Consider the following 26,647-nt stretch of genomic DNA (forward strand, 5'->3'; position numbering starts at 1 on the left):
AGTCCATGCATCTATTTATGTTTTTGAAAAACAGAACGATATACATATTCTGTTTATAAGTGGTAATATGAAGGCAATCAGGGTGCTACCTAAAGAAGTAAAATAAAGGCTTAAAATCAACGCAGGCAACGTTCTAAACGTTGCCTGCGTTAAAGTTCATGCATCTATTTATGTTTTTGAAAAACAGAACGATATACATATTCTGTTTATAAGTGGTAATATGAAGGTAATCAGGATGTTACCTAAAGAAGTAAAATAAAGGCTTAAAATCAACGCAGGCAACGTTCTGAACGTTGCCTGCGTTTACCTTAATGCATCTAACCCCCGGCCACGTTCTGAACGTGGCCGGGGGCGGGGACAGACTATAAATTCTTAGCTTTCAACTGCTTTACGGCATAGTCGGCGGCGCGAGCAGTGAGAGCCATATAAGTAAGCGACGGATTTTGGGTAGCGGTCGAAGTCATGCAAGCGCCGTCGGTCACAAATACATTCTTGCAGGCGTGAAGTTGGTTCCACTTATTGAGTAAAGACGTTTTAGGGTCTTTTCCCATGCGGCAGCCGCCCATTTCGTGAATGTCGAGGCCGGGTGCTTTGTTGGGTACATCATGGGTTTTGATGTTTGTAAAACCTGCCTTCGTAAACATCTCCGTCAACTGTTCATGATAATCCTTTATCATTTTCTCGTCGTTGTCGTCGTAGCTTACCGAGATTTTCAACTGAGGAATCCCCCAAGGATCTTTCAAGTTAGCATCAAGAGCCACGTAGTTGGTTTCTTTGGGAATGGTTTCACCCATCATGTGTGAACCTACGCGCCAGTTACCATATTTCTTTTCGGCAAGATTGTTTTTGAGGTCTTCGCCGAAGCCCGAGCGGTCGTTGTAAGTAATGCGATTTCCACCGAAACCCGCTGCATACCCACGAATAAAATCCGTTTCTTGCTTTAATAAATTCCTAAAACGAGGAATGTAGCCACTATTGGGGCGAATGCCTTCGGTGGTGGTGTCCAAAAACCCCTCGTATTCACCTGAGATACTCGTGCGATAGTTGTGAAAAGCGATGTATTTGCCAAGCAAGCCATTGTCGTTGCCCAATCCATTTTGAAAACGATTGGAAGTTGAGTTCAACAAAATCAAGTTGGTATTTAAAGCCGCCGCATTCACAAAGATGATTTTAGCGTAATATTCGGTTGTTTCCTTGGTGTTGGCATCAATGACTCGCACGCCTGAGGCTTTACCGAGTTTTTCGTCGTAGATAATCGAATGCACCACCGAATCAGGTTTGAGAGTCATTTTGCCCGATTTAGCCGCCCACGGAATCGTGGAGGCATTGCTGCTAAAATAGCCTCCATACGGACATCCTCTTTGACAAAGGGCGCGGTTTTGACATTGAGCGCGGCCTTGGTCATAATGAATCTGATTGGGTTTGGTCAAGTGAGCGCACCGCCCGATGATGATAGGGCGACTCCCTCCGTAGTGTTTGGCCATTTGTTGGCTAAAATACTTCTCCACGCAGTTCAGTTCGTGAGGCGGCAAAAACTCTCCGTCAGGAAGCTGCGGTAAGCCGTCTTTGTTACCCGAAATGCCCGCAAATTTTTCTACGTAACTATACCAAGGCGCGATGTCGCTGTAATTGATAGGCCATTCTACCGCGAAGCCATCGCGGGTAGGCCCGTCAAAATCGTATTGTGACCAACGCTGGGTTTGGCGCGCCCAGAGGAGAGATTTTCCGCCTACTTGATAGCCACGTATCCAGTCGAAGGGTTTTTCTTGAACATAAGGATGCTCGGCATCTTTCACAAAAAAATGCGCAGCATCTTCGTTGAAAGCATAACACCGACTTACTACGGGGTTGGCATCCTTGATAGCTTTGGGGATTTGATTGAGGTGCTCAAACTCCCAAGGATTTTTGAACGTAGTAGGGTAATCTGTCACGTGCTGAACATTGCGCCCACGCTCCAAAACCAGGGTTTTGAGACCTTTGCCTGTGAGTTCTTTTGCGGCCCAGCCACCACTAATTCCCGACCCGATAACGATAGCATCGAAAGTACGGTCTTTTACAGAATCTATATTGAAATATGACATTTTGATTTATTTTTTGACAGGTACACAGCCATGATAAAAACCCGGAGCCATGTTGTATTTTTGGATATTTACCATCACATACTCAGAGTTCATGTATCCCTGAATCGTCAAGTTTTTGATGGTATTTACAAACTGCTTGGCATTAGTATCAGAGGAAGTCGACAATTGTTTCAGCAGCTCAAGACGCTGCTGCGGGGTACATTCTACAAACCCTTTACTGTAGGCTTTTTGAGCCGCATCGTCGGTAGTTTTGAGGCCTTGTTTAAAACTTTGCTGGGCAGGCTCGGCGTAGCAATCATTCACCATTCGCATCGCAAATTGATGTACTTTAAGCGATTTTGCGCCAGGGGTGTTGGTTTCGGGAATGATGGTTTCTACAATTTCGGCCAAGGTATTTTCTTCGTTGAAAGAGAGCATAGAAACAGACCCGATGGAGTCGGGAGTCCATCCAGAAGCCCAAGAAGGAAGGCTTAACAAGCCTCCCATAGCCATGGTTAGGTTTTTAATGGCAGAACGTCGTTGCATAATCATTTATCAGTTGGGTATTCAATTCAGTTTAAATTATTAAAGTCGCACGGCAGGTTTTTATTACCCATTCAAAATAAAACAAAAAAAAGATAGTTTACGCAAATTTTTTGGAAGAGAGCATCGACGATTCCCGTATCATAAGCTGAGTAGAGAGGGTAATGGTCTCGGGAGTATTGTGTTCGGACTCCAATTGTCTAAGAAGGAGCCTTACTACTTGGGCGCCCATTTCTTGAATGGGCTGATTGACACTTGTCAGCGAGGGCGAAAGATAAATGCAGGTAGGTTCGTTGTTGAAACTTACCACTGCTACATCTTCTGGAATTTTAATGCCTTTTTGTTTAAAAGCATACATCGTCGAAAACGCAATGCGGTCGCTCATGGTCAGGATACCGTCAGGGGGCTGAGGGAGACTCATCATATTGAGTGCTTGCATGATGGTATTTTCGGGCGTAAAATCGCTATGAAATATATAACGGTCTGTATAGGGTAAATTGTACTTTTGGAGAGCTTCTCTAAAACCAGCCAGTCGTTGATTACTAATCAAAAGGCTAGGAGGGCCAGCCAAGCAGCCCAAGCGTTGACAGCCGTTTTCGATAAGATGCTCGGTGGCTTTAAAAGCGGCAAGTTTGTTGTCGACGATTACTTTGGAGGTTTCGAGGCTTTCGTCGTAGCGGTCAAATATCACCACGGGGATTTGCTTTCGTAGTAATCGGTTGATATGGTCAAAATGTTGAGTATCACGGGCCAATGAAATAATAAACCCTTCTACTTGACTATTGAGTAAGTTCTGGATTTGGGCTACCTCTCTCAAATAAGATTCGTTGGTTTGACACACTACTACACTATAGCCTGCTTGCATAGCGGCCTCTTCGATGCTGTTGAGTACTGATGAAAAAAAGTAGTAACTCAGCGTTGGCAAAATCACTCCAATCGTTTTGGTACGACTCTTAACGAGGCTTTTGGCAAGTTGGTTGGGTTGATAATCTAATTGTTGGGCCAATTGGAGTACCGCTTGGCGAGTTTCGGGGTGAATTTCGGGCATTCCACGCAATGCCCGTGACACAGTAGAGGCCGAAATATTGAGCGCTTGGGCAATGTCTTTGATGGTGACAGGTGCGTTTTTGGTCATGGGTTTAGGAAATATAACTTTTGCAATATTATATACTAGAAGAACAAGGTAAGAGAGAATAAAATGTAATTTTAGTAAAAAATTATATAACAAAAATAGTTTAATTTTTTTTAGGTATGAAAAACATGAAATAAAAAACCGCAAACGTTTGCGGTTACGTTTGCAAACAACCACACGCTATTTTGCGAAAATGTTTTGCGTTTTTTCTTCTTTAAATATCAATTTACTCATACTTTTAAAGTAGAAAAAGAATTTTTATTGGTTTTAGTAATAATGGTACTGTTTGAAGAAATGAATACCTTGGTTAAATAAAAATTGTATTTTTTTGTGATTTTAATTTTCGCTTAATTTAATTAACCCCTCATTTTTGATGAAAAAGATTTATACCCTTTTTTTTAGTATTTGGGCGTTTTCTGCTTGGAGTCAGCCCAAAATCGACGTGAAAAAAGAATTTGAGTTTGCAGCTAAACAGTATGAAGGGATGTTGGCATCTCACCCCGACATTACTAAGTTTCCTCAATCTACTAATCCTGACGGTTCGCCACGCGATATGAAATCCAGCTGGTGGTGTAGTGGCTTCTTTGGTGGGTCTCTTTGGTATATTTATGAGTATACTAAGCAAGATAAATGGAAAGAAGCAGCTGACAAATGGACCATGGCTGTGGAGAAAGAACAGTACAATACCGGTACGCACGATTTGGGTTTTATGATTTACTGTCCTTTCGGAAATGGTTATCGTCTTACCAAAAACGAGGCTTATAAACCCATCATGCTCACAGGAGCCAAATCATTGGCAACGCGCTTTGACCCAAAAGTAGGGCTTATTAAGTCTTGGAATAGCTTCAAAGGTGGATATACGTATCCGGTCATCATCGACAACATGATGAATTTAGAGTTTTTGTTTTGGGCAGCTCGTGAGTCTGGCAACAAAGAGCTTTATAATCTAAGTGTCACTCACGCTGACAATACGCTCAAGAATCATTATCGTGCCGACAACAGCGCTTATCACGTTATATGCTACGGGCCAAACGGCGAGGTGCTTGCCAAAAAGAATCACCAAGGTGCCGAAGACGAATCTCCTTGGGCGCGTGGACAATCGTGGGGATTGTATGGATATACCGTTATGTATCGCGAAACCAAAGATCCTAAGTATCTTGATTTTGCGCGTAAAATTGCGACTTTCTTGCTTAATCATCCTAATCTCCCAGCCGACAAGATTCCTTATTGGGACTATAGCAAACCAGGCGAAGAGCGCGATGCTTCGGCAGGGGCGATTATGGCATCGGCATTGCTAGAATTGAGTACCTACGGCGGCAAAGATGCCAAGCTGTACTATGATTCGGCAGTAAAAATGCTCGAAAGTCTCTCCAAACCTCCTTACAAAGCTGAGTTGGGCAAAAACAATCATTTTATATTACAACATAGCGTAGGACACAAACTGGGTAATTCGGAGATTGATGTGCCACTTGTATATGCAGATTATTATTATTTAGAGGGGTTGTTGCGCTATGATGCTTTGCGAAAAAAGAAGAAATAATACCTTAGCCAAAAGTGATGGCCTATTCTTACATCTTTCTCATTTGATATTTTCTGTGTTATGAAAATTCCTGATAACCAGTCTATTAATTCTGATACTCAGCTCTGGATTCAGTTGAAAAGTGGGAGTGAATTAGCCTTGGGAAAGCTCGTCAAAAAATATTTCAATCCTTTACAAAACTACGGCTACAAATTTGTCAGAGACGAAGCTTTTGTAAAGGATTGTGTTCAAGAAGTTTTTATTGAGGTATGGCAGCGCCGCGACCGTCTTACTACGCCCGACAGTGTTCGGGCGTATTTGCTAAGTTCGGTACGCAAAAATGTAATGCGTGAAGGAGTGCGTCAGCAAATCGTAAGAGATGATGCCCCCCTCAACCTCGAAAACGATGGGCATTTTATTGAGTTTTCTCACGAATCTTCCTTGATTGAAGAAGAGGATATGGCTTATCTTACTCAAAGGGTAGGCCGCTTGCTGGCGCAGTTGCCTAAAAGACAAAAAGAAGCGATTTATTTGCAATTTTATCAAAATTTGGAACGCGAAGAAATCGCCCAAATTATGGATATTCATCCTCAATCGGTTTCGAATTTATTGCAGATGGCATTTAAGCTTTTCAGAGACAATTGGCAGGTTATTTATGCGTTGGTGGGTGTTTTAAAAATATTTGTTTTTTGAAAAGTTTGAAAAAATGAGTATTTCGTAATCGTTTCTGCTATCTATCTAAAAAGGCTCTTTAACAACCTCTGCCTTTTCTAAACACGAAAATAGGAAGTAATGAATACTCCGTATCGACACTACCGATTCGAAGATTTTGCCCGGGATGAGCGTTTTCGCAAATGGGTAATACAAAATGACCCCGAAAGCGCTCATTTCTGGGAAGAGTGGCTAGTTCAAAATCCTGATTGTGAGGAGAATATACGACTTGCTAAGGCGTTTTTGTGGGCATTGGAAGAGGAAGAGGTTGGGATTTCGCTTAGTGAATCAGAATTGGACTATATTACGGAAGAGATATTGGCAGCGCCTCCTCGTGCTCCATTTTCTTTTTGGAATTCTAACCATTTTCGATTAGTAGCTTCGGTGCTGTTGGTATTGGCCGCAGGGCTCGGAATATATACTTATTTCTATCATCAAGATACCATTTCGGCGGCGGTGTCTTTTGTAAGCACGCCACTCAATGATAATTACCTCGAACATACCAATCGCACTACCCAACGTCAGCAATTTACATTTGAGGATGGAAGTACTGTTATACTTTATCCTCATAGCAAAATCCGCTATCCTAAGCCTTTTCAAGAATCTCTGAGAGAAGTATTTTTGGATGGGCAGGCTTTTTTTGAAATTACTAAAAATCCTCAAAAACCTTTTTGGGTACATACACAATACATTTCGACTCAGGTGCTCGGCACAAGCTTTATGGTCAATGCTTTTGAAAACGCCAAAGATGTGCAGGTAAGGGTCAAAACTGGAAGAGTGTCGGTTTATACCCGAAAAGACCTAGAAAAAGTAAAAGAAACTAGCAATAACATAAGAGCTGGCGTAGTGCTGACTCCCAATCAGCAAGTGGCTTACTCTAAAACCGATGAGCGGCTGCTGAAATCAATCGTTGAAAGTCCTGAAGTGATTGTGGAAGCACCCAAAAAAGAGTTTGTTTTTGAGGAAACGCCCATTGCTGAGGTATTTGAGTTTTTGGAAAAAATATATGGCATTTCGGTTATCTATGATGCCAAAAATATGGAAGATTGTTACCTTACCGCTAATCTTACCGAAGAATCACTGTTTAACAAACTAGACTTGATTTGTAAAATTACCCATTCGACCTACGAAATGGTTGATGCTCAGGTGATTATTCATAGTAAAGGTTGTAAATAGACTTTTTTTTAAAAAAAATTTAAAAAAAACAGTATCTTCATCTGCCTTCTGCCATCCATGAGAAAACCACTATTTCATCATGGATAAATTCTACAAGAAAACCAATTTTTGCTGGACACTCATGAAAATCTCCTTTACACAGCTGCTGATTGCGATACTGTGTATGAGTATGTCTTATGCACGCGAGGCGGTAGGCCAGGAGATGCTTGACCAGAAAGTTACACTTCGACTTTCAAATGAAGATCTCAAGACTACTTTGAGTACCATCGAACGCACCACGAAGGTACGCTTTGTGTACAACCCCAAAGAAATTCAGTCCAATCAAAAGGTAAGTCTAAATGCCAAAAATGAAAGCCTCAAAGAAGTATTGACGCAGGTGTTTGACCCTTTGAAAATTGGCTATGAAGTAAAAGGAAAGCAGATTGTGCTCTTCAAAAAAACAGTAGGCTCGCTGGAAATCTTACAACCTACTACAACACCGACGGCGGTATTGTCCACTCAAAACATTGACCAAAACGTAACGGGAAAAGTAACCGATGAAAAAGGCGAACCGCTCGTAGGCGTGACTGTGCAGGTAAGGGGAACAACCCGAGGTGCTACCACCGACCCTCAAGGGGGATTTCGGATTTCGGTACCCGATGCTAAGTCGGTTTTGGTGTTTTCTTACATTGGATACGCCAAACAAGAAATAGTAATAGGAAATCGCACAACGCTCAATGTGAGCCTTGAAGTCGATGATAAAAGCCTCGAAGAAGTAGTGGTAGTGGGCTACGGTGTGCAGAAAAAAGTAAATATGACAGGTGCGGTCTCAACTATCGACTCCAAAGTGATTCAAAACCGCCCAAGTAGCAACCTCGCCAATGCACTGCAAGGAACTACGCCAGGCTTGATTATCACAAGGGTGACAGGTCAGCCTGGAAGTGAAAGTCTTAACCTGCAAATCAGAGGTGCTACTACTGCCAACGGCGACGTACCTCCCTTGGTGATATTGGACGGGGTAACTGTACCTAGCAGTACTTTGTTGAACATGAACCCTAACGACGTTGAAAGCATGAGCGTTTTGAAAGATGCGGCTGCGGCGGCTATTTATGGTGCGCAAGCTGCGGGTGGGGTGATTTTGGTAACTACCAAAAAAGGAAATGCTGGCAAAGTAAAATTTGAATACTTAGGACAATATGGAACCGATTGGGCTATCAATGTCCCCAAACGGATGAGTTTGCTTGAAGAAGCTGAGTTGGTGAACCTCGGTCAAAGAAACGCTGGTGCTGGTCCCGAATATAACGATTTTGATTTGGAGCAAATTCGTAACAATGTGCCTTATGTTATCAACCCTGCCGATACCAATACTTACTTGTTTTATAACCAACAACCTCTTACCGATCAGCTGCTCCGTAAATATACCTCTATGCGTACCCACAACTTCACGGCGCGTGGGGTACCGAAAAGGTTAATTTTATGGTTTCGGCCGGATATTACGAAAAACAAGGAGTGTTTAAAGTAGGACCTGACAACAACAAACGTTTCAACTTACGCTTTAACTTAGGAACGCAGCTTACCAAGCATTTGTCGTTGGATACTCGTTTGACGTATACTTTAGAAAAGACGCGCTCGGCATCTACTACTATCAACGAAGGTGGCATCCTGTATCAGATTTATCGTTTGCGGACTCGTACGCCTTTCTTCACGCCTGAGGGACGTTACAGTGGTGCAGGGTCAGCAGCTACGGCTTATGCAGAGTTGGAGTCTGGGGGATATAACAACCTAGACAAAAACTATTTTGACGGGACGTTTACGTTGAAGGCCGCTGATATTGTAAAAGGTCTCACACTACGTGCGGTAGCAGGTACTCAATTTAGACCCGAAAACAGAAATGCCTTTTTACGCACGGTACCGTTGTGGGGAAGAACTAGTATTTTGCGGTATATCAATCAAGTCAACTCTTACCGTGTGACGCGGGATTTGACCAGAAACCTAAATTTGCAGTTTTTGGCGGATTATAATTTCAAAATTGGCGACAAACATAGCTTCAGCGTATTGGGAGGCTATCAGTGGGAAGACTCTCGTTTTGAAAGTGTATATACCCAAGCTAACAACCTCGTAAGCAACGATTTGCCTACGTTGAGCTTGGGGGATGATGCTACAAAAAGCAACAGCGAAACTATCAGAACGTATGCTTTCCAGTCGGTTTTTGGACGTTTCAATTACAACTATGCCGACAAATATCTCTTTGAAGCTACCGTGCGTCAAGACGAAAGCTCTAAGCTAGCGCCAGGTTTGCGTAAGCAAGTATTTCCTTCGGCTTCAGTAGGTTGGAATGTACATCGTGAAGCTTGGTTTGGCAATTCGCTCGGCTTTATTTCTGAACTCAAACTTCGTGGTTCATGGGGACGCTTGGGTGGCGCTTTGGGAAGTACGCTTGGTGTGTACGATTATCTTAACCAACTTTCTCGTAATTCAAACTTAGTATTGGGCGATGTGCGAACCTCTTATATTGGTCAGACTTTCATCCCGTCGGCGGCATTGTCGTGGGAAACTATCGAAACCACCAACGGGGGAATTGACTTAGGATTTTTCCAAAATCATTTGCAGGCCAATTTTGACTACTACGTAAAGTATAACCGCAACATGCTTACCCCGCAGCAGTTACCTGCAACAATTGGGATTTCTACTCCTCGTAAAAACAACGGTGAGCTGAAATCTTGGGGTTGGGAGCTTGATTTGCGCTATCGCGACCGCATCGGCAAAGATTTCAACTATAACATTTCGTTCAATCTTTCTGACAACCAAAACAAACTTATCAACTTCTCAGGTCGTCGGGTAATCAATGCGGGATTCAACAACCTCATCGAAGGCTATCCTATCAATACCCTTTGGGGGTATCAGACGGCGGGCTATTTTACGTCAGCTGATGAAGTAAAAGCTTCGGCTTTCCAAGACAACCGCACGGGCGCAGGAGATGTGAAGTACGTCGACCGCAACGGCGATGGCCGTTTGACGGTGGGTAAAGGAAACGTAGATGATTATGGCGACTTGGTGTATTTGGGTACAACTCAGCCCCGCTATTTGTTTGGTGCTACTTTAGGTTTTGACTGGAAAGGTTTCGACTTCTTGGCTTTCTTCCAAGGGGTGGGGCAGCGGAGTTTCCGTCCAAATCCAGAGTCTATTGCTCCTCGTTTGGTGACTTGGAAGCAGCCTTTGGCGATTCATAGCGACTACTGGACTCCCGAAAATCCCGATGCACTTTATCCTCGCCCTTTCACTGGCGCAACGCACAACTACCTTGCCTCTGACAAATGGACGCTTGATGCCAAATACATGCGTTTGAAAAACCTTCAAGTAGGATATACCATCCCGTCAAAACTAACGCAGAAAGTAAAAGTAGATCGTGCTCGGGTATTTTTCTCAGGGCAAGATTTGTTTACGATTTCGGGCTTGGGGGCTTTCCAAGGCTACTACGATCCTGAGACTCGCAATGGTGTTGAAAACGATTATCCATTTTTTGCCACTGCTTCGGTGGGGCTAAATGTATCGTTCTAAGGTTTTACTTTTTACATATTCAGAAAATGAGAAAAACATTCAAATATATTTCCTACTCGTTTGCATTACTGCTAGGTTTATCGGCTTGTGATGTGACTCGACTGCCCGAAACTGCCATCAGTGACGATACTTTTTGGCGCTCAGAATCGGACCTTAAGCAAGCAGCCAACTACCTTTATACTTGGATGCCTGCTTTCAATACCGACGACAACTGGTCGGATGATGCCATCGGATTGTCGGCCAATGGTATCAGTGATGGTTCACGCTTGGCTCCCTCTACCGATGCAAGCTACAATACGCCTTATCAGTTGATTAGAGCGGCCAACAATATCATTGAAAAAGCCCCCAGAGCTACGGGGGTAGCCACCGACATCGTGGATAGATACATCGCCGAAGCGCGTTTCTTTAGAGCAATGGGTTATTTTTCTTTGGTACAACGCTATGGAGGAGTACCCTTGATTCTCAAAACCTTGACCGACGAATCGCCCGAGCTACGTGAACCCGCCGCTACACGTGCCCAAATCATGGAGCAGATGTACCAAGATTTGGATTTTGCAGCTTCTAAATTGCAAAACCCCACTCAACTTGGTACCGCCAACTATGGTCGTATTTCTAACACGGCAGCTTTGGCCTTCAAAGCTCGCGTGGCCTTGTTTGAAGGAACCCGTGCCAAATTTCATAACGACGGAGACCCTATCCCTCATCTCACCGCAGCTTACAACGCCGCCAAGGCAGTGATAGATAGCAAGCAGCACGACCTGTTTGGCAATTATTTCAATCTTTTTCAATATGAAGGAGAAGGCCGCCAAAACCGCGAAAATATCATCGTTCGTCAATATGGCGTTTCGCTGACTGACCGGGTAGCGACCCACAATTACTATCGTGGTTCGATTGAAAACGGCAACACAAGCCCTACCAAAGCACTTTCTGATTCGTATGTAATGGTAGACGGCTTGCCTATTACCAAATCACCTTTGTACAAAACCCCAACGACTACGCTGGAAGTGTTTGCCAATCGTGACGCACGCATGAGCGCTACTTTTATGAAGCGTGGCGACCCAATGATGACTACAAAACCTATTTTTGACGTTGCTAACTTGTCGTTTAATAAAACAGGCTATATGTTCCGTAAGTTTGCCAATATCGACGACTGGAATACTCAAGCCTCGCTTATCGACCGTCCTGTATTGCGCTATGCCGAAGTACTACTGATTTATGCCGAAGCTCGTTTTGAACTCGATAGCAAAATCAGTGACGCAGATTTGGATTTGACTATCAATCGATTGCGGGCAAGAGCCGGCGTAGCCAAATTGACCAATGATTTGGTGACTACCAATGGCCTTACGATGCGTGAAGAAATCCGTCGCGAGCGTCGCTCCGAATTGGCACAAGAAGGTTTCCGTTACTGGGATTTGATTCGTTGGAAAACCGCCGAAATCGAGCTTCCTAAGCCTATTTTGGGTATTTATTTCTTTAAATCAGAATTTCCACCTGCTACTGTCAATCTTACGCCAGACAGTTTTATTTTGGTGCAAGCTACTAGTTTCCGCAAATTTGACCCTGCTCGGGATTATTTGTGGCCTTTGCCTATCAACGAGATTTCGCTCAATCCGGCGTTGAAACAAAACCCAGGTTGGTAGTTAAAAGTTTATAAAGAGATAGGCCGCCAATGCTTCACGGTGAAAATTTGGCGGCCTATTTGCTTTTTTATAAATACAAATTATTGGAAAAAATAGGTATATCCTGAAGAGAAGCGGCTTGAAGTATTGGACATCCATAAAACTAGATTTTAGAACACTGATGAAACCTTTCGTGAGCTCCTCAAAACTAATCGCCTATCTGTTGTTGGTGCTGGTCTTTGCCCAATTTTCGTTTACCTCTTCTTCCTCCAAAGAAAAAGAAGACTGGATTTCGCTCTTCAATGGTAAAGACATTAAAAATTGGACCGTCAAAATACACCACCACGAAGTAGGGGATAATTATGGAGAGACCTTCAGGGTAGAAGATGGTTTGATCAAAGTAAGATACGACAAATACGAGCAATTTAATGAGCGATATGGGCATTTGTATTTCAATACGCCTTACTCTTACTACCATTTGAGTTTGGAGTATCGTTTTACGGGGCGATGGCGCAAAGACGCTCCTAGTTATACCATCCTCAATAGCGGTGTGATGTTTCATTCACAAGACCCACGTACTATGCCCAAAGAGCAAGATTGGCCGATTTCGGTTGAGATGCAGTTTTTGGCGGGTTTGGGCGATGGCAAACCACGCCCTACCGGAAATATGTGCTCGCCTGGTACGGATGTGATTTTTGAAGGAAAAAAAGACCCTCGTCATTGCATCAATTCTACTTCCAAAACCTACGAAAAAGAAGAGTGGGTCAAAGCAGATTTGATCGTATTGGGAGATTCGCTCATTACTCACCAAATCAACGGTGAAACGGTATTGCAGTATGCCAAACCACAAATAGGTGGAGGAGTAGCCAACCGCTTCGACCCTGCTATCAAAGTAGATGGAAAGTTGCTCAAGGAAGGCTTTATCGCGCTTCAGAGCGAAGGCCAAGAAATTGATTTTAGAAATATCAAACTCCTTAATTTGGAGGGATGCATGAATCCCAAATCAAAGGCATTCCGTAGTTATTATGTGAAATCTAATCCTGCCAAATGCAAATAAAACAGAATACTTAGGACAATTGTAAATAGACTCCAACTCTTCAGGTTTGTTTTCCGACTTACCTCCAGCCCATTTCTTGAAAACCACGAAAGGCTCCACAAACAATTCTCATCTTTGTTTTGTGGGGCCTTTCTATCTTACCTTTGTGGCATGACTTCTTCTACTGATTTCAATACCAATTGGCGCAAAGTTGCTTCTACTATTTATGACAAACCTACTGATTCAAAGATTTTTGGCTCAGTCGAAATCGACATTACGGATTTAGAATCTTACATCAAGACCCAAAGGAAAGCAGGCATAAAAGCAACATTGACACACTTTTTTCTGTTGGCAACGGCGCGTGCTATCAAAGAAGAAGTCCCCGAATTTAATACTTACTGGAAGCGAGGGAACATTTATCCCTATCCTCATATCGACGCTACGGTGAGTGTATTGATGAACAACGGCGAAATGGGGTCGGTGAAAGTAGAAAAAATAGATACATATACTTTGCCTCAGCTCGTAGAGCTACTGCGTACTCAAATCCAAATCGCCCAAAAAGGCGATGACAAAGCTAAATCTTCTAAAGACTTGCTAGCCAAGATTCCGTGGCCGTTTCGCAAGTGGGTGTATGGTATGATCAGATACCTGACTGTTCATTGGGGTGTCTCTATCCCTAGCTTAGGGCTTTCGGCTAGCAATTTTGGGGCGTTTTTTTTGTCCAATATTGGTAGTATCGGGCTTGACATTGGCTATCCGGCTTTGTTTCCTTCTGCCAATGTATCTTTTGTACTCATCATGGGTGGGGTTTCTCAAAAACCTTGGGTAGTAGAAGGACAAGTCGTGCCGCGTACGATCATGACCTTAGGGGCGGCCCTTGACCATCGGGTGGTGGATGCTTCTCATGGAGGAAAGCTTTTTCGATTTTTAAAAAAAATGGTGGCTCAACCTACGCTTTTAGAAAAAAATTAAGCTACCACATACCTTAGTGTTTTAGAGCGTAACTTGTCCTAGCTTCTACCAAAATATAAAATTTAGAAGACCTTTTATTTTTCTGCGCACTTAGGCCGAGCTGGAAAATTTTATATTGAAAAATTAATTTGATTTTTTTTAGAAGTGTTTCTCTTCTGAATCTCGTCCGCAAACGTTTGCGGTTACGTTTGCAAATCTTAATTTATGTTTTGTCTTTATAATATTGTCTTATTTTATTGAATAATGGTGATTTATCTATATTTTTAGAGTAAAATTTTTTCAAAAAACACTTTAGTAGCCAAATTGTATCTTACCAAGTTCGCTTGACGCTTCTACACCATTATTGTACTTTTTTGATATGTGTCGTTTGTGATTATTAATTACTAACTCTGTACTCTAATGGAAAAACAACCTTTATTTCTCCTTGTTTTGTGGCTTAAAAAGCTACCCTCTATAGGTGCCCTATGAATGCGTTGTTGCATTTTAAAGGCTCATTAAGAGTACACTACCTTACTTTCTGAGTTTAGCATGTTGGGAAGAAAGGTCGGTGCTCCTCAAAGACTTTATTTCTTGAATTAGCTTTTATCTTCTCACTTAATTTTAAACTTAATTATGAAAAAACAAGTACAAACTTGCTGGCAAACGGCCCGTAATTCCCTTTGGGGAGGTATCATCGCTCTGCTTTGTTTAGCTACGGTGGCTAAAGCCCAAAATGTATCGGGTCGTATTACGGCTGCCGAAAACGGAGAATCTCTTCCAGGGGTGAGTATTTTGGTGAAGGGAACGAATCAAGGAACTACTACCGACAATGATGGAAAGTATACCCTCAAATTACCAAACAACAACGCTACCTTGGTAGTGAGTTTTATTGGTTATCTAAAACAGGAGATAGCCGTGGGAGGGCGTTCGGTGGTTGATTTGGCGCTCGAAGTAGATACTAAAGCCCTGGAAGAGGTAGTAGTGGTGGGATATGGTACCCAAGAAAAAGTAAACTTGACGGGAGCTGTTGGGGTAGCTGATAGCAAGCGTCTTATGAACCGCCCCATTGCCAATGCCGGAGAAGGGTTGCAAGGGGTGATTCCAAACCTAAATGTCAACGTGCGAAATGGCGACCCTGCGCAGGCGGTTGTGTTCAATATCCGTGGTTATGAATCTATCAACGGTGGCGCACCGCTGGTATTGGTCGACAACGTACCGATGGATTTGAACCGTATCAATCCCAACGATATCGAAAGCATCAGTGTATTGAAAGATGCTTCTGCGGCGGCGGTCTATGGCGCTAGGGCGGCTTTTGGGGTGGTTTTGGTGACTACCAAGAGCGGTAAAAGCGGCAAAGTAACTGTCAATTTTGGTACACAAACCTCTTTGGCAAAGCCTATTTTCAATATGGATGTAGTCACTGACCCCTATGAGTTTGTACAAGCTCGTAACGCGGCCAACATCCGTACAAGTGGCGTGCCTTCGTATGATGCTGATATGGTAGCGGGTACAAAGGCCTATTCCGAAAATCCTGCTACGGCACCTCAATGGAAAGTCGTCAACGGAACCCTTCGATTCTACGGCTTCAACAATTACCAAGAGCAAATCATGACCCAATTTGCGCCGACTTCTCAGCATGATTTGTCGGTATCGGGAGGGAATGAAAAATCCAAGTTTTTTGTGTCGTTGGGCTATTTTAGTAAAGATGGGTATTTAAGAGAAAAGTCTAAAAATGAGAAGTTTAAGCGCTATAATATCTTGATGAAAGCCGATTTTAAAATCAATGATTGGCTAAGCATGGATTCAAAAGTGGTGTTTAACTCCCAAAATAGCGACAAACCTCACTTCTACAATTGGGACGTAAACATTAACTCGCTGGCGCGTGTACCACCCATCATGCCCATTCAATTCCCTGATTTGGAATATTACGTAACTCCCGGCGACCGCGATAAGTACGCCCCTTACATTGGTAAGTATTTTGGCGGTACCAATTTCTTCCCCTACTTGTTAGACGGTGGCCGTACTACTTATACCAACAACGACATCTGGCTTACCCAAGGGGTGACACTCACGCCTTTGAAAGGATTGAAGATTCGCTCGGATTTCTCTTACAATATTTTCAATCGGATGTACCAAGATGTACAAAGCAAAGTAGATATTGTAGATGCTAACTTGTTGGCAGCCAATCTTATCAGCAATGGTTTTAGTGGTGATGACTGGATTCGTAACGAAAACAATTATAACCAGTACTATGTATTCAATGCTTTTGCCGAATACAAACTGCCTTTGCCTGTCAATCATAATATGACTGCGATGGTGGGTTTCAACCAAGAATTAGGCCAAAATAGATATTCTGGTGCGCAAGCCCGCGCTTTGATTACGCCTCTGGTGACTGACCTCAACGCCACAACAGGAGTGCAGCAGACCTTTGGTGCAAAATCGCACGTAGCTCTACGGGGGGCTTTCTATCGCTTAAATTACAACTACAAAGAACGCTATTTGATAGAATTAAATGGCCGCTACGACGGTTCGTCGCGCTTCCCACAAGCTAGCCGTTTCGGCTTCTTCCCTTCTTTCTCGGCAGGTTGGCGGATTAGCAATGAGAGCTTTATGGCAGGTACAAGCCGCTGGCTTGACAACCTCAAACTTAGAGCATCTTATGGTACGCTGGGCAATCAGCTTTTGGGGAATAATTTCTACCCTTACGTAGCTACTATGGGCTCAGGACAGTCGCCTTATATGTTTGCAGGAGGCACGATTCCTATCGTAACGGCGGCTGGATTGGTAAGCCCTTCGTTGACATGGGAAACGGTAGTCTCCAAAAACCTTGGGATAGATGTGACAGCGTTCAAAGGTCGTTTGGATGCGTCGTTTGATATTTTTACGCGCGATACCAAAGATATGTTGATGGATGTAACCTATCCTGCGATTTTGGGAACTGCCGCCCCTAAAGAAAATGCGGCCGATTTGAGAACCAAAGGCTGGGAATTGTCGCTGACTTGGCGTGACAAAATCAAACGGGATTGGAACTACGACGTTACTTTAGCGTTGTCGGATTGGACTGCTGAAATCACCAAATTCAACAACCCAACAGGTAACTTAAATACCTATTATGTAGGCCAGAAATTGGGTGAAATCTGGGGATTTGAAACCGTGGGTATTTTCCAAACGGCTGATGATGTAGCCAAAGCCCCCAAACAAACCAATATCGGAGCCAACTGGCGTCCGGGGGATATTCAGTACGCAGATCTCAACGGTGATGGCAACATTACCCTTGGCAATAATACCCTCGCCAACCCTGGAGATCGTAAAATCATTGGCAACTCTACCCCACGTTATACATTTGGTATCAATGGAGGGATTAGTTATAAAAACTTCCGCTTGGGAGTCTTCTTCCAAGGAATCGGCAAAAAAGATCACTGGCCTACTTCCGACAACTGGACTTGGTTCTTCCCCTTCAATGCAGGGCACGTAGAGCGTTATTATATCACCGATACATGGCGTGAGGATAACCGCGATGCTTATTTCCCAGCGGCGCACATTTCTACAAACGACAAGAAAAACGTACAAGTGCAGTCGCGGTATTTGCAAAGTGCAGCCTATATCCGCCTCAAAAACATCACCTTTAGCTATGATTTGCCCACTGGCTTGCTCAAAAAAATTGGGATGAGCAGAGCACAAATCTTCACGACAGGGATGAACCTCTGGGAATTTACGAAGATGCGCAAACCGCTTGACCCTGAGACCATTCAGTCGGCAGCTATCGAATATCCCATGCAGCGTATTGTTACGCTCGGGGCTAATGTAAGCTTCTAGTTTTGAAATTCATAAAGCAACATTAGAAATTGATTCATTCTTAAAAGCGATTCACATGAAAAAACATATTATTACTATCGGCATTTTTGCAACTACCCTTTTGTTTAGTGGTTGTAATGACGAATTTTTGGAGCGCTATCCGCTTGACCGTATTACCAACGAAACCTTTTGGAATACCGAAAACGACCTAAGAGTATACAACAACAGCTTGTACGATTTGGCTCGTAACGACGACAATGTGCCCATTTTGCACGGGCATTATCAAGGTTTTGATAGTCACTGGGGAAGTGTTTGGTTTCAAGACGAATTTGCCGACAACATGGCTCCTCGTCATGCCCGTCATGCTTTTTTTCAACAAGTACGTTCAGGAAAACACACGACTCCCGCTGCTCCTCAGCAGTTCGGTTACAAAGGTTGGAACTTTGTACGGGCTTGTAATGTAGGCTTGGCCAATTATGACAAAGCTAATATTGCCCAAAATATCAAAGACCGCTATATCGGCGAAGCTCGTTTGTTTAGGGGCTGGTTTTATGCCGAAAAAGTATCAAAATTTGGTGATGTGCCCTGGGTAGATAAAGAACTCAATACCGAATCAGAAGAGCTGTTTGCGGCGCGTACGCCTCGTGAGCAAGCAATGGAAAAAGTACTAGAAGACCTCAATTTTGCCGCTACGAAGCTCCCCGATAACTGGGGCGATGGCAATGCCCCAGGCCGTCTCAATCGTTGGTGTGCACTTTTGGTAAAATCGCGTATTTGCTTGTTTGAAGGCACTTGGCGTAAATACCACGGCGGTACTGACCCCAACAAGTGGCTCCAAGCCGCCGCTGACGCCGCCAAAGAGTTGATTGACAAAGGCCCTTATCGCCTTTACAATACAGGCAATCCTGATACAGATTACAACGCCTATCATCGCGTCTTAAATCTTGCTGGAAATCCTGAAGTAATGTATTGGCGCAAATACCAGTTGGGGGTATTTACCAACCACGTACAGTCATATTTTGAATATGCGGGTGGCGCTACCAAAAGTTTGGTAGAAGATTATTTGTGTACCGATGGCTTGCCGATTTCTTTATCTCCACTCTACAAAGGAGATGACAAAATCGAGGATGTATTTGAAAACCGTGACCCACGTCTTCGCCAAACTATCTTACACCCTGCTGATGCCGCGAAATATAAATATCACTTAGCCGATGGTCGCAGCTACCCAAGAGTGTTGGGAATGGCTGGGGGGTATATCTCCGAAACGGGCTACCATATCATCAAGCACTATAATGCCGACGATATGATTGGAAAGGCTTTTGATACAGCGGAGTCTCCTGCGATTATTTTACGTTTTGCGGAAGCGCTGCTCAACTACGCCGAAGCCCAAGCAGAGCTAGGAAAAATGACCCAAGGCGATCTCGATATTAGTATCAATAAGCTCCGCGACCGTGTCAAAATGCCTCATTTAAAGCTAGCCAATGTACCCGTTGACCCTCGTTACACAGCCGACGGAATATCACCTTTGATTGCAGAGATTCGTCGTGAGCGTCGTATTGAGTTGTTTATGGAAGGGTTCCGATATGGTGATTTAAGACGTTGGAAACAAGGCAAAAAATTCTTGATTCCAACGATGGGAATGCGTTGGGATGATGCCGCCAAAGCTCGTTATCCCGGAGCCGTCGTCAAAACGGCCGTTGACCCTGTTTCTAAGAAAACCTACATAGATGTTTATCAAGGGACCGATTATGCCAATCCTGTATTTGATGAAGCCAAACATTATTTGTGGCCTATTCCATTGAATTCATTGGCCGAAAACCCCGCCATAAAACAGAATCCAGGCTGGCAATAGACCAGAAATTTTTTAAAAGACAAGCGCTCTTTGGGCGCTTGTCTTATTAAAAATAGCTATATCAAGTAGTCTAAAACAACCCTAGCATCCGTATAACAATAACAGGATAGCTCAATAAGCAAAGTACACAGCCCCAAATAAAGAGTGTTTTGGGTAAAGTACCAGGTACTTCGTCGGCCAAAGTGGCTTCTCGATTTGATTTGTGGAACTTGTACCAAATCCTCACTTTTTGACCTACCTTATAAGGAGAAGGTGAAACAAAAGTAGTAGAATAATGTCGATGTGAACCATTCGGAAAAGTAAAATCAACGACAGGTGCTTGGCCTTGAGCGGCATTGTCGGGATGAGAGCGAAGTTCGACCACGACACCTTCCGTTTCGGTTCCGTTTTGTAACAGCCGCCGAATATAGTTTTGCTTTTCGTAGGCTAGGATAAAGCAGTAAGTGCCTACCAAAGCCATCACTCCAAATACTTGCGGTGGAATGAGCGATAAGAGATGATTCATTGTGTTGAAAAATAGAAAAGTAAAGGTTTGATAAATCAAAATAGATCCTAAAAGTCTATGAAAATAGTAATCAGTAAAAATGAAAAAAATTGAACACCCCTAAAACATAATTAAACAGTAGGAAAAATATAATAAAGCGTTTTTAATACTTTTGCCTCCTTCACAAGTCTGTCCAAAAGAGTAGAATCCCTGTCTGAATGTGTTTCAAAAGGTAGTTATTCGCCCATTATCAATGTTGTTTTTATGAAGTATTTATTTGTTTTTTTATTGGCATCGACCACGGCTATTGCCCAACTCAAGCATCTTCAGCATCTCAAATCTGTTCCTAATCATCCTCGTATTATGCTATTGAAAGGGGAAGAAAAAGGAATTCAGAAAAACATTCAAAACGACCCCAGCTGGGCCAAAATCCACGGAGTCATTATCCAAGAATGTGAAAATATGCTGACATTGGCACCTTTGGAACGTATCCAAATTGGGCGCCGTTTGCTCGACAAATCATGCGAAGCACTACGTCGTATTTTTTATCTTTCGTACGCTTATCGCGTTACTCAAAATCCCAAATATTTAGAACGTGCCGAGTTAGAGTTACTGACTGTTTCCAAATTTTCGGATTGGAATCCTTCTCACTTTTTGGACGTGGGCGAGATGACCATGGCCGTAGCGATAGGCTACGATTGGTTGTATCATGATTTACAAAAAAGCTCCCTGCCAATCATTCGCGAAGCCATTCTTAAAAAAGGAATAGAGCCTTCGCAAGATGCTAAGTATAATAGTTGGCTCAAAGCCTCTCACAACTGGAATCAGGTATGCAATGCGGGCATGACCTACGGTGCATTGGCTATTTATGAAGACCAGCCCGAACTAGCCCGCCAAATCATCGACCGTGCCATCGAATCTATCAAGCTTCCTATGGAAGACTACAAGCCCGACGGTGCTTATCCTGAAGGGTATGGGTATTGGGGATATGGTACAAGTTTCAATGTATTGTTTTTGAGTGCCATTCATCGTGCATTAGGCAGCGAGTTTGGTTTGTCTAATGAGCGTGGGTTTCTCAATACCGCCACTTATTTTCAAAATATGGTAGGAACTTCCGGCAAAACCTTCAATTATTCGGATGCAGGTAGTGGAACGGGCGGTATCAGTCCTGCTACTTTTTGGTTTGCCAATCGTACCAAAGCATCTTCTTTACTTTTTCTCCAAAAGAAGGCCATCGAAAATATTTCTGCTTCTGCGGGTAGAGATCGAATTTTGCCAGCGGCTTTGATTTGGGGAAATGGCCTACGATTTGATAAAGTGGAAGTGCCTCAGCAACTTATTTGGGTAGGTCAGGGTAAAAACCCCGTAGCCATGATGCGTTCGTCATGGACCGACCCTAATGCTATTTATGTGGGGTTGAAAGCGGGTTCGCCTTCCGTCAATCATGGTCATATGGATATAGGTTCTTTTGTGATGGATGCCAACGGCGAGCGATGGTCGATGGATTTTGGAATGCAAGAGTACGAATCATTGGAATCCAAAGGGGTCAAACTTTGGGGTAAAGAACAAGAGGCCGAGCGGTGGCACGTGTATCGGTACAACAACCTCGCTCATAGTACTCTTACCTTCGATAACTCATATCAACGCGTGGATGGTTATGCCAAAATCACCAGTCGTATCAATAAGCCCGCTTTTTTAGGAGCTATTACTGACATGACTGCCGTCTATAACAACGCTGCTGCATCGGCCAAAAGAGGCGTAGGAATCGTAGATAACAAATACGTAGTGGTAAAAGACGAAATCTTATCTAATGCCAAATCAACAACCGTACGCTGGGCGATGGTCACGCCTGCCCAAGTGACGCCTTCAGGCAATGGCTCGGCTATGCTTACTCAAAATGGCAAAAGTCTACAGCTGAAAGTATTAGAGCCGGCTAATGTGGTAGTCAAAACATGGTCAACCCAACCTTCGCACGACTACGATGCGCCTAATCCGGGAACTACTTTGGTAGGTTTTGAAGTGACATTGCCAGCGAATTCCTCCCAAATCATCAATGTATTGTTGATTCCAGAAGGCATTACTGTCAACAAAGAAACCAAAATCCCTTCTCTCAAAGATTGGGAAAAATAAGCTAATCATATGTAGACTTTCCAAGTTTGTTATCGATTCAAGACCAAAACTTGGAAAGTCTTTTGTGAAAATAAGATTAGACTTTCCAAGTTTGTTATCGATTCAAGACTAAAACTTGGAAAGTCTTTTATACCAATTTCTATTACATGAAAAAATCCACCTTTATTGCTCTGATAAGTGCATTTGTTTTGTCAGCAATTACTATTTCAAACGCTCAAACCCTCAATCAAACCGACGATGGTTTTCGAGGAATTTGGTATTATATTGGCAAACTCAACAACGAATACGTTCATAAATACAGCGGAGGCCTAGGCACTTATCCTTCCAATCACAATCCCTTTGCAGTCTATAGCCCTACGGCCAAGAAAACTTTTTTTTGTTTTGGAGGAGCTTCTAAAGACGCCAAACCTAGTCTCCTTCACGAAATATCCTATTTTGACCATGCTACGGGGGAAGTAGCAAGACCCACTATCGTTTTGGATAAAGCCACCGACGATGCTCACGACAACCCCGTCTTAAACATCGATGCCCAAGGCTATATTTGGGTATTTTCGACTTCGCATGGCGTGGAGCGTCCTTCGTATTTGCATCGTAGCCGTAGCCCTTATAGCATCGACGCTTTCGACAAAATTGACGCTACTTACCTTAAAGATGGCAAAGAAGTACCATTCAACAATTTTTCTTATTTGCAGAGTTATTACCAAAAAGGCAAAGGCTTTTTTCACTTGATGACTCACTATGAAAGAGGTGTATTGAAATATGGTGCCAAAAAACCTCGCCGAACCATTGGCTACATCACTAGCCAAGACGGCGTCAAATGGTCGGCGATTCAAGATATTGGGATTATTGAAGAAGGACATTATCAAACGAGTGCTCAATGGAAAAACAAAATCGGCACTTCTTTCAATATGCACCCCGATACCGAAAAAGGTGCTGGGCTTGATTATCGCACCAATCTCTATTATGTTGAGACTACGGATTTTGGCAAAACTTGGCACAATGCCCAAGGTGAAAAGATAAATCTTCCCTTAAGTACACCCCAAAACGGTGGTTTGGTCAAAGAATATCGTTCGCAAAACCTTAATGTGTATATCAACGATGTGGCTTACACGGCCAAGGGAAATCCTATTATATTGTATGTAACGAGCAAAGGCCCCGACCCTGGCCCCGAACAAGGCCCGCATACATGGCACGTGGCGTATTGGAATGGGAAGGCATGGGAGATTCAGGTGGTTACTACTGCTGACCACAACTACGATATGGGGTCTTTGTATATCGAAAACCAAAATACTTGGAAAATCATCGGCCCTACTGAAGCGGGGCCTCAGCCCTATGGTACAGGCGGAAACATCGCCGTGTGGGTGAGCAAAAACCAAGGAAAATCTTGGGTAAAAGAGCGTATCCTGACGCCCAATAGTGCCTACAATCATTCTTATGTGCGCCGGCCTCAGGCGTTTCATCCCGATTTTTATGCTTTTTGGGCCGATGGCCACGCCCGTCAAGCTTCCGAGTCATCCTTGTATTTTGCCAATCAAAAAGGAGAAGTGTTTCGTTTGCCAAGGCAGATGAGTGAAAATAAAGCAAAACCACAAAAAATAAATCCATGATGCAAAAGGGCTTCCAAATCTTGGTTCGCAGGCAAATTCTCTTGGTGTTGGGAAGCGTTGGCTTAATAAACGCTCAGGTTTATACGCAAACCCCTACTTCTGCCGAAACGCATTTTGAGCAAGCTCTAGCCAACGGAAAACTTGCCAATGAATCCTTTCGACGGTGTCATCGATATGTGTTGGGTTGGCTTAGTAAGGCCGACAGCACAACGGGACTTATTCCGCGAAATCTGACGCAGAGCAAATGTTTTTGGAATGCTTATGATGCCGCTGCCGACAATTACCCTTTTATGGTAATGACCGCTTCCATGCTTGATAAATCCCTTTTTGAAGGTAAAATGCGAGAAATGCTGGCCACCGAAACTCGCCTCACCTCCCGCATCGACCGTCTGCCCGATACGTATTCGTTTTGTAAAAAAGGATTTCTCAACGACCATATCGACAGCAGTCAGGTGATTTTTGGCAGTGCCGAATACATGAAAGACGGACTCATTCCGCTTACGGAGTGGCTCGGCTCAAGCCCTTGGTCGGAGCGTATGCTGGGAATACTAACCGACCTTGACAAGCAAGTAGATGTACCCACGCAAATCAAAGGAGATTTTTATGGCAAAAGTGCCGTGGTAGAAGTGGGAGGCGATTTGTTGCAGGTATTGGCACGTATGTACTGGATGACCCGTAATCCCCAATGGTTGCGTTGGGGTCTCCAAATCGGCGATTATTACCTAAGCGATGCCCACTTGCCGACTCGTTCCACCGAACGACTCCGCCTGCGCGACCACGGCTGCGAAATCGTGTCGGGCTTGGTGGAAATGTATGCGGTAGTGGCGGTAGTCAATCCTGCCAAAAAACGACAGTGGCAGCCTTATATTCATGAGATGTTGAATACTATCTTGGCCAAAGGTCGCAACGAACACGGGCTTTTTTATGATGAAATCAACCCCGTGACGGGCAAAGTAATAGAAGCCCGTTTGGCCGACAATTTTGGCTATACCCTCAATGCTTTTTACACGGTTTATATGATTGATAAGGTAAGTGCTTACCGCGAAGCTACCTTAAAGACCCTCAATGCCTTGTATCCTCATTATCGTAATCACAATTGGGAATCGGGCAGTGCCGATGGCTACGCTGATGCGATTGAGGGAGCTTTGAATTTGTATTTGCGCGAGCCTGTACCTTCGGTCAAAGATTGGATAGATTCGGAAATCAAGGTTTTATGGAATTATCAAAAACCCGATGGTATCATTGAAGGTTGGCACGGAGATGGCAACTTTGCCCGGACTTCGCTTATGTATGCCCTCTGGAAAACTGCCGGTGTACGACTTTCTGATTGGCAGTCTGATGTAAATTTGGGGGCTTCAATTGCCAAAAATACGCTTTACGTGGCCATTTCTTCCGAAAAAGGCTGGAAAGGGAAGCTTATTTTTGGTGAACAATACCACGTCAATCATCTTCATATGCCCGTTGATTATCCGCGTATCAATCAGTTTCAAGAATGGTTTGCGATTGAGCCGCAGAAAACCTACCGCATTTCTATCGGCAAAAACACCCAAACTGTCAAAGGAAAAACCTTGCTCGAAGGCTGGGATGTAGTCCTCAAACCCAACGAAACCCTACGTTTGATTTGCCAGAAGTAAAGGAATGGTAAAGGTCTTTACATTAGTCTGTGGCTAAATATTGGTAGTGAATTTTTAATGAGTAACGATTTTTTTTGAAGGCGTGTGACTTTATTGTAACTTCTGCAACTAATACTTTAGAATCTATTAGTCAACTTTAGCAGTGGGCAAAACTACGTTACAAGAAGAGTTTGTGAAGTTAATGGCCAATCATCAAAAACTGGTTCACAGTCTTTGTAGTCTTTATTTTGCCCAATACGAAGACCGAAAAGATATGTTTCAGGAAATTGTGCTTCAACTCTGGAAAGCTTATCCTTCTTTCAACCATCAGTCTAAAGTCTCTACTTGGATTTACCGTATTTCGCTCAATACCGTATTTGCCAAGCTAAGAAAAGAAAAATTGCGTCCCAAAAACGAGCCTTATTCGGACGATGCTTATCAGATCTCGGCTGCTGAACATTCTCTTGAACTCACGCAAGCTACCGACGAATTGTATCAGGCTATTGCGCAGCTTGGCGACGTTGACAAAGCGATTATGATGCTGTATTTGGAAGAGCACAGTTATGAAGAAATAGCTGGTATTTTGAATTTGAGTCGCACCAACGTCAGTACCCGAATCAATCGAATCAAGACCAAATTGGAAAAGCTTTTAAAAAGTCAATTGCCATGAATTTAGATGAATTAAAACCTTTGTGGGATTCTTACAAAACGCAGGTAAATGAGCAGTCTGAGTGGAGTGAAGAGGCTATTAGCCAGATTGTTAAAGTTCGCCCTGCTTTTGTTCCTTGGTATCAAAAAGCCCAACGCCCTTTTCTTCACTTTTGTGTGAGTTTTTTATTGATAAGTATTACTTCTGGTTGTTAAACGTCTAAAAAAAAATCT

Annotated in this window: 19 protein-coding genes; 15 read left to right on the top strand and 4 right to left on the bottom strand. The window is 43.4% G+C overall.

Translation table 11 applies throughout. From position 1 onward, the window contains the following. Positions 1-362: 362 nt before the first annotated feature. The 3 genes from G563_RS0110400 to G563_RS0110410 form a co-directional block, all read right to left on the bottom strand. Complete coding sequence (locus G563_RS0110400; RefSeq protein WP_028665263.1) at positions 363-2,081, bottom strand: GMC oxidoreductase; 1,719 nt, start codon at positions 2,079-2,081, stop codon at positions 363-365. 6 nt (positions 2,082-2,087) lie between these two features. Then, entirely contained in the window at positions 2,088-2,606 is a 519-nt protein-coding gene (locus G563_RS0110405) for a gluconate 2-dehydrogenase subunit 3 family protein (protein ID WP_028665264.1), read from the bottom strand. Between the two features lie 97 nt (positions 2,607-2,703). Continuing rightward, complete coding sequence (locus G563_RS0110410; protein WP_028665265.1) at positions 2,704-3,738, bottom strand: LacI family DNA-binding transcriptional regulator; 1,035 nt, start codon at positions 3,736-3,738, stop codon at positions 2,704-2,706. A 370-nt stretch (positions 3,739-4,108) separates the two neighbouring features. Here G563_RS0110410 and G563_RS0110415 point away from each other — a divergent pair, with 370 nt between their 5' ends. The 10 genes from G563_RS0110415 (at position 4,109) to G563_RS0110455 (ending at position 19,931) form a co-directional block, all read left to right on the top strand. After that, positions 4,109-5,275 (top strand): glycoside hydrolase family 88 protein, encoded by a 1,167-nt coding sequence (locus G563_RS0110415; RefSeq protein WP_028665266.1) that lies wholly within the window; start codon positions 4,109-4,111, stop codon positions 5,273-5,275. Between the two features lie 60 nt (positions 5,276-5,335). Beyond that, positions 5,336-5,947 carry an RNA polymerase sigma factor gene (locus G563_RS0110420; RefSeq protein WP_028665267.1) on the top strand — a complete coding sequence of 204 codons (612 nt, stop codon included), beginning with the start codon at positions 5,336-5,338 and terminating at the stop codon, positions 5,945-5,947. Between the two features lie 99 nt (positions 5,948-6,046). After that, entirely contained in the window at positions 6,047-7,141 is a 1,095-nt protein-coding gene (locus G563_RS0110425; protein WP_028665268.1) for a FecR family protein, read from the top strand. Positions 7,142-7,220: 79 nt separating this feature from the next. After that, positions 7,221-8,642, top strand: coding sequence for a SusC/RagA family TonB-linked outer membrane protein (locus G563_RS38850; protein ID WP_229598478.1), 1,422 nt, complete (start codon positions 7,221-7,223; stop codon positions 8,640-8,642). Next, positions 8,597-10,678 (top strand): SusC/RagA family TonB-linked outer membrane protein, encoded by a 2,082-nt coding sequence (locus tag G563_RS38855; RefSeq protein ID WP_229598479.1) that lies wholly within the window; start codon positions 8,597-8,599, stop codon positions 10,676-10,678. The genes G563_RS38850 and G563_RS38855 overlap by 46 nt, the downstream gene beginning before the upstream one ends. 26 nt (positions 10,679-10,704) lie before the next feature. Then, positions 10,705-12,318 (top strand): RagB/SusD family nutrient uptake outer membrane protein, encoded by a 1,614-nt coding sequence (locus G563_RS0110435; RefSeq protein WP_028665269.1) that lies wholly within the window; start codon positions 10,705-10,707, stop codon positions 12,316-12,318. Positions 12,319-12,478: 160 nt separating this feature from the next. Beyond that, positions 12,479-13,354 (top strand): 3-keto-disaccharide hydrolase, encoded by an 876-nt coding sequence (locus G563_RS0110440; RefSeq protein ID WP_028665270.1) that lies wholly within the window; start codon positions 12,479-12,481, stop codon positions 13,352-13,354. A 150-nt stretch (positions 13,355-13,504) separates the two neighbouring features. Continuing rightward, positions 13,505-14,305: a 2-oxo acid dehydrogenase subunit E2 gene (locus tag G563_RS0110445; RefSeq protein ID WP_028665271.1), complete on the top strand. Its 801-nt coding sequence runs from the start codon at positions 13,505-13,507 to the stop codon at positions 14,303-14,305. Positions 14,306-14,917: 612 nt separating this feature from the next. Next, positions 14,918-18,100 (top strand): SusC/RagA family TonB-linked outer membrane protein, encoded by a 3,183-nt coding sequence (locus G563_RS0110450; RefSeq protein WP_028665272.1) that lies wholly within the window; start codon positions 14,918-14,920, stop codon positions 18,098-18,100. A gap of 55 nt (positions 18,101-18,155) precedes the next feature. Continuing rightward, positions 18,156-19,931, top strand: a complete 1,776-nt coding sequence (locus G563_RS0110455; RefSeq protein WP_028665273.1) for a RagB/SusD family nutrient uptake outer membrane protein — start codon at positions 18,156-18,158, stop codon at positions 19,929-19,931. Between the two features lie 70 nt (positions 19,932-20,001). Here G563_RS0110455 and G563_RS0110460 read toward each other — a convergent pair whose 3' ends face one another. Further along, positions 20,002-20,436: a DUF3592 domain-containing protein gene (locus tag G563_RS0110460; protein ID WP_028665274.1), complete on the bottom strand. Its 435-nt coding sequence runs from the start codon at positions 20,434-20,436 to the stop codon at positions 20,002-20,004. Positions 20,437-20,679: 243 nt separating this feature from the next. Here G563_RS0110460 and G563_RS0110465 point away from each other — a divergent pair, with 243 nt between their 5' ends. The 5 genes from G563_RS0110465 (at position 20,680) to G563_RS0110485 (ending at position 26,629) form a co-directional block, all read left to right on the top strand. After that, a complete protein-coding gene (locus G563_RS0110465) occupies positions 20,680-22,545 on the top strand; it encodes a heparinase II/III domain-containing protein (RefSeq protein WP_037326426.1) in 1,866 nt (621 codons plus the stop codon). A gap of 146 nt (positions 22,546-22,691) precedes the next feature. Continuing rightward, positions 22,692-24,152, top strand: a complete 1,461-nt coding sequence (locus G563_RS0110470; RefSeq protein ID WP_028665276.1) for a BNR-4 repeat-containing protein — start codon at positions 22,692-22,694, stop codon at positions 24,150-24,152. Then, a complete protein-coding gene (locus G563_RS0110475; RefSeq protein ID WP_229598480.1) occupies positions 24,149-25,786 on the top strand; it encodes a hypothetical protein in 1,638 nt (545 codons plus the stop codon). The genes G563_RS0110470 and G563_RS0110475 overlap by 4 nt, the downstream gene beginning before the upstream one ends. Positions 25,787-25,928: 142 nt before the next feature. Then, the gene (locus G563_RS0110480; RefSeq protein ID WP_028665278.1) at positions 25,929-26,435 is read left to right on the top strand and encodes an RNA polymerase sigma factor; all 507 of its coding nucleotides are present in this window, start codon (positions 25,929-25,931) and stop codon (positions 26,433-26,435) included. Next, entirely contained in the window at positions 26,432-26,629 is a 198-nt protein-coding gene (locus tag G563_RS0110485) for a hypothetical protein (RefSeq protein WP_028665279.1), read from the top strand. Before G563_RS0110480 ends, G563_RS0110485 begins: the two co-directional genes overlap by 4 nt. The last annotated feature ends 18 nt before the right edge of the window (positions 26,630-26,647 follow it).

The sequence above is a fragment of the Runella zeae DSM 19591 genome, assembly GCF_000423565.1.
Taxonomy (GTDB): Bacteria; Bacteroidota; Bacteroidia; order Cytophagales; family Spirosomataceae; genus Runella; species Runella zeae.